The 8700-nt window shown below is 54.6% G+C and carries 5 protein-coding genes and 1 pseudogene; 3 read left to right on the top strand and 3 right to left on the bottom strand.

The annotated features are described in order from the left end of the window. The 3 genes and pseudogenes from GM30_RS09670 to aroP form a co-directional block, all read right to left on the bottom strand. A pseudogene (locus tag GM30_RS09670) lies at positions 1 to 952 on the bottom strand (glycoside hydrolase family 43 protein); the annotation flags it as partial. After that, positions 952 to 2352, bottom strand: a complete 1401-nt coding sequence (locus GM30_RS09665) for a glycoside-pentoside-hexuronide (GPH):cation symporter (RefSeq protein ID WP_049848458.1) — start codon at positions 2350 to 2352, stop codon at positions 952 to 954. The gene GM30_RS09665 and the pseudogene GM30_RS09670, both read right to left, overlap by 1 nt. A 163-nt stretch (positions 2353 to 2515) precedes the next feature. Next, a complete protein-coding gene (gene aroP, locus GM30_RS09660; protein WP_080993414.1) occupies positions 2516 to 3886 on the bottom strand; it encodes an aromatic amino acid transporter AroP in 1371 nt (456 codons plus the stop codon). Positions 3887 to 4429: 543 nt separating this feature from the next. Here aroP and pdhR point away from each other — a divergent pair. From pdhR to GM30_RS09645, 3 genes are all read left to right on the top strand, one after another. Further along, positions 4430 to 5194 carry a pyruvate dehydrogenase complex transcriptional repressor PdhR gene (gene pdhR / locus GM30_RS09655; RefSeq protein ID WP_049848456.1) on the top strand — a complete coding sequence of 255 codons (765 nt, stop codon included), beginning with the start codon at positions 4430 to 4432 and terminating at the stop codon, positions 5192 to 5194. 120 nt (positions 5195 to 5314) lie between these two features. Further along, positions 5315 to 7978, top strand: coding sequence for a pyruvate dehydrogenase (acetyl-transferring), homodimeric type (gene aceE / locus GM30_RS09650; protein ID WP_049848455.1), 2664 nt, complete (start codon positions 5315 to 5317; stop codon positions 7976 to 7978). Positions 7979 to 7992: 14 nt separating this feature from the next. Beyond that, positions 7993 to 8700, top strand: a 708-nt coding sequence (locus tag GM30_RS09645) for a biotin/lipoyl-containing protein (protein ID WP_338011777.1), incomplete at its 3' end; no start/stop codon positions are given.

The raw sequence follows: 8700 nt of genomic DNA, 5'->3' as shown, positions 1-8700 counted from the left end.
TATCCGCAGGCGGGATGCCGAAGTCGGGCATCCCGTTTTCTTGCCAGCGAATCAGCTTCAGCCGCGTGTGGCGGTTGGGATCGTACAGCGGATCGCCTTCAATCGCGGTGTAGTTGCGGGCGTGATAGACCAGCACATCTTCCCCTTCTGGCGTTTTCGTAAAGCTGTTATGCCCCGGCCCGTACTGGCGGTTTTCATCGCTGGTGATGAACACCGGCTGTAGAGAGCCTGCAGCGGGTCAGCGTCAATATCTACCCACAGCAGCCCGATGCAGTAGTTTTCGTCCGTAGCGCTGGCGGAGTAGCTGACGAACAGCCGGTCGCCGTGGGTGATGACCGCCGGGCCTTCGTTGACCAGAAAACCGCGGCACTCCCACTCAAACTCCGGTTTGCTGAGCANACTCAAACTCCGGTTTGCTGAGCATCACCGGCTCGCCTTTAATCGTCCACGGGTTTTCCAGCTCCGCCAGATAGAGATTGGAATTGCCTGCGATGTCAGGCGCTTTTTGCGCCCACAGATACCAGTGCTTACCCTGATGGTAGAACGTGGTGGCATCCAGCGCGAAGGTATCAAACGGCGTTTTGACCTGGCCTTTTTCCTGCCACTGCCCGCTCAGCGGATCGGGCTCGTAACAGATGAGCGCAAACATGCGGTGCTGGAACATGCCGAGGTCGTCCAGCGCGTCAGTGTGGGCCGCCGCGAAATAGATCACCCACACGCCGTCGATGCGGTGCAGTTCAGGCGCCCAGATGAGTTTACTCATCGGCCCGGTGGACGGCTTGCGCCAGACGACAACCGGCTCAGCGTGGCGTAAACCGTCCAGGGTTACCGCACGGCGGATTTCCAGTCGGTCATATTCCGGCACGGAGGCAATAAAATAGTATTGCCCTTCATGCCGCAGAATAAATGGATCGGCGCGCTGCTCGATAAAGGGATTTGGCCACAGTGTCATTATGCTTTCCTTACCTGTTCGATCTGTTCCTGATACTCATTTAGCTCGCGATAGTGATGACGACGTTTTTCCAGGTCGGTCTGGATCTGCTGCATAAAATCGCGATCCACTTTCAGCAGGCGAACCACGCCCGCGGTAATCAGATAGCCGACGCCCGGAATAACGGTGAACAGCATGACGATACCGTTGAGCGCCGTGGCGCTCTGCACTTTGGCACCCGCGTCATAACCGTACCAGGAGAGCAGAAAACCGACCATCGCCCCGGCAATCGCCAGCCCCACTTTGAGGAAAAACAGGTTGCCGGAGAAGCTGATGCCAGTGATGCGCTTGCCGGTTTTCCACTCGCCGTAATCGTCGACATCGGCCATCAGCGACCAGTGCAGCGGCGAAGGTATTTGATGCAGGATGTTCAGCAGGAAATAGAGCACCAGGATCATCACCGTGGCGTGCGGATCAAAGAAGTAAAAGGCACAGGAGAAGATGGCGAGCGCGATGTTGGTCCAGAAAAAGACTTTCAGTTTGCACCAGCGGTCGGTCAGCACTTTCGCCAGCATGCTGCCAATCATCATGCCGACCACGCCCAGGCTGATAAACAGCGTGGCGAAATGGGTACTTTGCTGCATTACCCAGGTGACGTAGTACATGGTGGCGGCCATGCGGATGAAACCGGGGCAGACATTGCATAGTGTCAGCAGCAGGATGCGCACCCACTGGTCGTTCTTCCAGACGTCTTTGAGATCCTGTTTGAGTTCATCGTTAGTTTGCACCGCCGGGCGAATGCGCTCGCGTACGGTGGAGAAACAGAACAGAAACATGCACATACCGATAAACGCCAGCACTGTCATCGCTAACTGATAGCCTTTGGCTTTGTTGCCGCCCCCGAACCAGTCGACCATCGGCAGCAGCGTCAGCGACAGTAACAGCGTGGCGATGCCCACCATCACAAAGCGATACGACTGGCAGGCGACGCGCTCTTGCGGATCGTTGGTGATTACGCTGCCCAGTGAGCAGTAGGGGATGTTAATCGCCGTGTAAGTGATGGACAGCAGGAAGTAGGTGACGAACGCATAGATAACTTTGCTGCTGTAGCTCCACTCCGGCGTGGTAAACATCAATACGCTGAAGAGTGCATAGGGGAAAGCTATCCACAAAAGCCATGGACGAAATCGCCCCCATTTGCTGCGCGTGCGGTCAGCCAGCGCACCCATAATCGGGTCAGTAACGGCATCAATAACACGAACCGATAACAACAGCACGCCAACCAGTGCCGGGGCCAGACCGAAGATATCGGTATAAAAATAGTTAACAAACAACATAATGGCGCCGAAGATGATATTGCATCCTGCATCGCCCATGCCGTAGCCGATCTTTTCTTTTACAGACAGTTTGTTGTTGCCCATCGACAGCTCTCCATTATGAGATAGGGAGAGAATTATTTGCGCGCCAAGGATTATTTGCGTAGCAGGATAGGGTCGGTGATATGGACGAAATCGCTGTAGATGGGAAAGTGTGAGGAAGGTAACAACGCCTCTGCACCCGAAACGAGCGCAGAGGCGGTCAGCATTAATTTACCTTAACGGTCTTTTCGTTTTTCTGCTTGCACAGATAACCGACGCCGAGGATCACCAGCCAGACCGGGATCAGCCATACGGAGATCGCCATGCCCGGGGTGATCAGCATGATCACCAGCACCGCTGCCATGAACAGCAGGCAAAGCCAGTTACCCAGCGGGTAGAACAGGGCTGGGAAGCGCGGGGTAACTCCTTGCTGCTGCTTCGCGCGGCGGAATTTCATGTGCGCCAGGCTAATCATCGCCCAGTTGATGACCAGTGCGGAAACCACCAGCGCCATCAGCAGGCCGAACGCCGAGTCCGGCGCCAGGTAGTTAATCAGCACGCACAGCGCGGTAAACACCGCGGAAACCAGAATAGTGGTGACCGGCACGCCACGGCGGTCGAGTTTCAGCAGCGCTCTCGGCGCGTTGCCTTGTTGCGCCAGACCAAACAGCATACGGCTGTTGCAGTAAACGCAGCTGTTATAAACCGACAGCGCCGCCGTCAGTACCACGACGTTCAGGGCGTTCGCCACCAGCGTGTCGCCAAGCTCATGGAAAATCAGCACAAACGGGCTGGTGTCGGCAGTGACGCGCGTCCACGGTAACAGCGACAGCAGAACCGCCAGCGAACCCACATAGAAGATCAGAATGCGGTAGATAACCTGATTGGTGGCTTTCGGAATGCTCACTTCCGGGTTGTCGGCTTCTGCCGCCGTGATGCCCACCAGTTCCAGACCGCCGAAGGAGAACATGATAATTGCCATCATCATGACGAGGCCGGATACCCCGTTAGGTAAGAAGCCCCCTTGCTCCCATAGGTTACGCACGGTGGCCTGCGGGCCGCCGTTGCCGCTGAACAACAGCCAGCCGCCGAACAGGATCATCCCCACCACAGCGACCACTTTGATAATGGCGAACCAGAATTCCATTTCGCCAAACACTTTCACGTTGGTCAGGTTGATGGCGTTGATAATCACGAAGAAGGCCGCCGCAGAGACCCATGTCGGGATTTCCGGCCACCAGAACTGGATATATTTCCCGACAGCGGTCAGTTCCGCCATCGCCACCAACACATACAGCACCCAGTAGTTCCAGCCGGAAGCAAACCCGGCGAACCCACCCCAATATTTATAGGCAAAGTGGCTGAACGACCCGGCGACCGGTTCCTCGACCACCATTTCCCCTAACTGACGCATAATCAGGAAGGCGATAAAACCGGCTATCGCATACCCCAGAATAATGCCCGGTCCGGCAGATTGAATTACAGATGCGCTGCCGAGAAACAGGCCTGTACCGATAGCGCCGCCCAGCGCAATGAGCTGAATATGGCGGTTTTTGAGTCCGCGCCTTAGCTGATCGCCGTGCTGTTGACCTTCCATCATGAAAACCTCGTGTGTGGTTGTATTTTTTTTACGCGTGTTATACGTGTGTAATTATGAAATTCCATTTCTGTACTTATTTATTTACGTGTTATTAATGGGAAAGTTCTTCTTGCCTCTTTCGCCAGAGGAAGAATAGTGGTAAGCGCGGCGTAATGCACCTGCTTTATGAAGGGGTAGTGACGGATTGCATAAAAAGAGAGCATCTGTACAGCGTAGCAGGAGTTCCACGAAGCGCACGAAACCCTCATCATATTCACTTCCTGTGCATTTTTATTCACTTCAAAAGAGGGTGAATCGGTTCGTAATGCAAAAAATTGCGTTTCACGAAGGTTAAATCTCACTCTTTGTGGGTAAACGCAGCATTTGTGCAAAGTTACATGTTTGAAACGCTATTTCTGTAGTGTTGTTAAAATGTGCGTGGTTTCCTGATTTCAATCAAAACCTGTATGGACATGAGGTGAATACTTTGTTACTTTAGCGCTACGAACTTGAAATTGGTAAGACCAATTGACTCCGGGCTAATGGCAGAGACAGGGAATAATGGCCTACAGCAAAATCCGCCAACCAAAACTTTCTGATGTGATAGAGCAGCAGCTGGAGTTTTTGATTCTGGAGGGGACACTGCGCCCCGGCGAAAAACTTCCACCTGAACGCGAACTGGCCAAACAGTTCGACGTTTCCCGCCCCTCGCTACGTGAGGCGATTCAACGTCTCGAAGCCAAGGGCCTTCTGCTTCGTCGCCAGGGCGGCGGTACCTTTGTGCAGAGCAGCCTGTGGCAGAGCTTCAGCGACCCGCTGGTAGAGCTTCTGTCCGACCATCCTGAATCTCAGTTTGACCTGCTGGAAACCCGTCACGCGCTTGAGGGCATTGCGGCGTATTACGCGGCCCTGCGCAGCACCGATGAAGACCGTGAACGCATTGGCGAACTTCATCAGGCCATCGAACGGGCACAGCAGTCAGGCGACCTCGACGCTGAGTCTAATGCCGTCGTCCAGTATCAGATTGCCGTCACCGAAGCGGCACACAACGTAGTTTTGCTTCATCTGCTACGCTGCATGGAGCCCATGCTGGCGCAAAACGTTCGTCAGAATTTTGAATTGTTGTATGCCCGTCGGGAAATGCTTCCGCTGGTCAGCAACCATCGCACCCGAATTTTCGAGGCGATTATGGCCAGAGAGCCGGAGCAGGCGCGCGAAGCGTCGCACCGACATCTGGCTTTCATTGAGGAGATCTTGCTGGACCGCAGCCGTGAACAAAGTCGTCGAGAACGTTCACTTCGCCGCTTACAGCAACGAAAGGATTAAGCGCCGTTTTTTTAGAGCGCGGCAACTAAACGCAGAACCTGTCTTATTGCGCTTTTAGCTGAAAACGCAATGGGACAGGTTCCAGACAAATCAACGTATTAGAGATAAGGAATACCCCCCATGTCAGAACGTTTCCAAAATGACGTGGATCCGATCGAAACTCGCGACTGGCTACAAGCGATCGAATCGGTCATCCGTGAAGAAGGTGTTGAGCGTGCTCAGTATCTGATTGACCAGCTCCTTTCAGAAGCACGCAAAGGCGGCGTGAAAGTGGCTGCTGGTGCAGGGGCTAGCAACTACGTAAACACGATTGCCGTTGAAGATGAACCGGAATACCCGGGCAATCTGGATCTGGAGCGCCGTATTCGTTCAGCTATCCGCTGGAACGCGATTATGACCGTTCTGCGCGCGTCCAAGAAAGATCTGGAACTGGGCGGCCACATGGCGTCCTTCCAGTCTTCCGCAACCGTTTATGAAGTGTGCTTCAACCACTTCTTCCGTGCCCGTAACGACAAAGACGGCGGCGACCTGGTGTACTTCCAGGGCCATATCTCTCCGGGCATCTATGCTCGTGCTTTCCTGGAAGGCCGTCTGACTGAAGAGCAGATGAACAACTTCCGTCAGGAAGTGCACGGCAACGGTCTCTCTTCTTACCCGCACCCGAAACTGATGCCGGAATTCTGGCAGTTCCCGACCGTCTCCATGGGCCTCGGCCCGATCGGCGCTATCTATCAGGCGAAGTTCCTGAAATATCTGGAACACCGTGGCCTGAAAGATACCTCCGAGCAGACCGTTTACGCCTTCCTGGGCGATGGCGAGATGGACGAGCCGGAATCTAAAGGTGCGATCACCATCGCTACCCGCGAAAAACTGGATAACCTGGTCTTCGTGATCAACTGTAACCTCCAGCGTCTGGACGGCCCGGTCACCGGTAACGGTAAAATCGTTAACGAACTGGAAGGCATCTTCAGCGGCGCTGGCTGGAACGTTATCAAGGTGATGTGGGGCAGCCGTTGGGACGAACTGCTGCGCAAAGACACCAGCGGTAAGCTGATTCAACTGATGAACGAAACCGTTGATGGCGACTATCAGACCTTCAAATCCAAAGACGGCGCGTACGTTCGCGAACACTTCTTCGGTAAATATCCGGAAACCGCAGCGCTGGTGGCAGACTGGACTGACGATCAGATCTGGGCCCTGAACCGTGGCGGCCACGATCCGAAGAAAGTCTACGCTGCACTGAAAAAAGCGCAGGAAACCAAAGGCAAAGCGACCGTTATCCTGGCCCATACCATTAAAGGTTACGGCATGGGCGACACCGCTGAAGGTAAAAACATCGCTCACCAGGTGAAGAAAATGAACATGGACGGCGTGCGCTATATCCGCGACCGCTTCAATGTTCCTGTCACCGACGAGCAGGTTGAAAACCTCTCTTACATCACCTTCCCGGAAGACTCTGAAGAGTACAAGTACCTGCACGAACGTCGTCAGGCGCTGAAAGGCTACCTGCCGTCTCGTCAGCCGAACTTCACCGAGAAGCTGGAACTGCCTCAGCTGTCTGATTTCTCTCAGTTGCTGGAAGAGCAGAACAAAGAGATCTCCACCACTATCGCATTCGTTCGTGCCCTGAACGTGATGCTGAAGAACAAGTCGATCAAAGATCGTCTGGTTCCGATCATCGCTGACGAAGCGCGTACCTTCGGTATGGAAGGTCTGTTCCGCCAGATCGGTATTTACAGCCCGAACGGCCAGCAGTACACCCCGCAGGACCGTGAGCAGGTTGCGTACTACAAAGAAGACGAAAAAGGTCAGATCCTGCAGGAAGGTATCAACGAGCTGGGCGCAGGCGCATCCTGGCTGGCGGCGGCAACGTCATACAGCACCAACAACCTGCCGATGATCCCGTTCTACATTTACTACTCCATGTTCGGGTTCCAGCGTATCGGCGACCTGTGCTGGCAGGCGGGTGACCAGCAGGCGCGCGGCTTCCTGGTAGGCGGCACGTCCGGTCGTACGACCCTGAACGGTGAAGGTCTGCAGCACGAAGATGGTCACAGCCACATTCAGTCTCTGACTATCCCGAACTGTATCTCTTACGATCCGGCTTACGCGTACGAAGTGGCTGTCATTATGCACGACGGTCTGGAGCGCATGTACGGTGAGAAACAAGAGAACGTTTACTACTACATCACCACGCTGAACGAAAACTACCACATGCCGGCGATGCCGGAAGGCGCCGAGGAAGGTATCCGTAAAGGTATCTACAAACTCGAAACCCTCGAAGGTAGCAAAGGTAAAGTTCAGCTGATGGGTTCAGGTTCTATCCTGCGTCACGTGCGTGAAGCAGCGCAGATCCTGGCGAAAGACTACGGCGTGGGTTCTGACGTATTCAGCGTCACCTCCTTCACTGAACTGGCGCGTGATGGCCAGGATTGTGAGCGCTGGAACATGCTGCACCCGACCGAAGAACCGCGCGTACCGTACGTTGCACAGGTTCTGAGCGATGCACCGGCTGTAGCATCCACTGACTATATGAAACTGTTCGCTGAGCAGATCCGTAACTTCATCCCGGCGAGCGATTATCGCGTACTGGGTACCGATGGTTTCGGTCGCTCTGACAGCCGTGAAAACCTGCGTCATCACTTCGAAGTAGACGCTTCTTACGTGGTGGTTGCGGCACTGGGCGAACTGGCTAAACGTGGCGAAATCGACAAGAAAGTGGTGGCGGAAGCAATCACCAAATTCAACATCGATGCAGATAAAGTTAACCCGCGTCTGGCGTAAGAGGTAAAAGAATAATGGCTATCGAAATCAATGTACCGGACATCGGGGCTGATGAAGTTGAAATCACCGAGATCCTGGTCAAAGTGGGCGACAAGGTTGAAGCCGAGCAGTCGCTGATCACCGTAGAAGGCGACAAAGCCTCTATGGAAGTGCCGTCTCCGCAGGCGGGTATCGTTAAAGAGATCAAAGTCTCTGTCGGCGATAAAACTGAGACCGGCAAACTGATCATGATTTTCGATTCCGCCGACGGTGCAGCTGATGCTGCACCTGCTAAGGCAGAAGAGAAGAAAGAAGCGGCACCGGCGGCTGCGCCAGCAGCGGCCGCGGCGAAAGACGTTCACGTACCGGACATCGGCGGCGACGAAGTTGAAGTCACTGAGATCCTGGTGAAAGTGGGCGATACCGTGACCGCAGAACAGTCTCTGATCACCGTTGAAGGCGACAAAGCCTCCATGGAAGTCCCTGCGCCGTTCGCAGGGACCGTCAAAGAGATCAAAGTGAACACCGGCGACAAAGTGTCTACCGGGTCGCTGATCATGGTCTTTGAAGTGGCGGGCGCTGAAGGCGCTGCGGCACCAGCGAAAGCGGAAGCGGCGCCTGCACAGGCTGCGGCACCTGCAGCGGCTGGCGGCGCGAAAGACGTTAATGTTCCGGATATCGGCGGCGACGAAGTTGAAGTCACCGAAGTGATGGTGAAAGTCGGCGACAAAGTCACTGCTGAG

Origin of the sequence: Trabulsiella odontotermitis (assembly GCF_001188485.1) — a bacterium.
GTDB classification, from domain to species: domain Bacteria; phylum Pseudomonadota; class Gammaproteobacteria; order Enterobacterales; family Enterobacteriaceae; genus Trabulsiella; species Trabulsiella odontotermitis_A.
The sequence above is the reverse complement of the archived record's forward strand: the minus strand, read 5'-3'. Positions and strand labels throughout refer to the sequence as shown.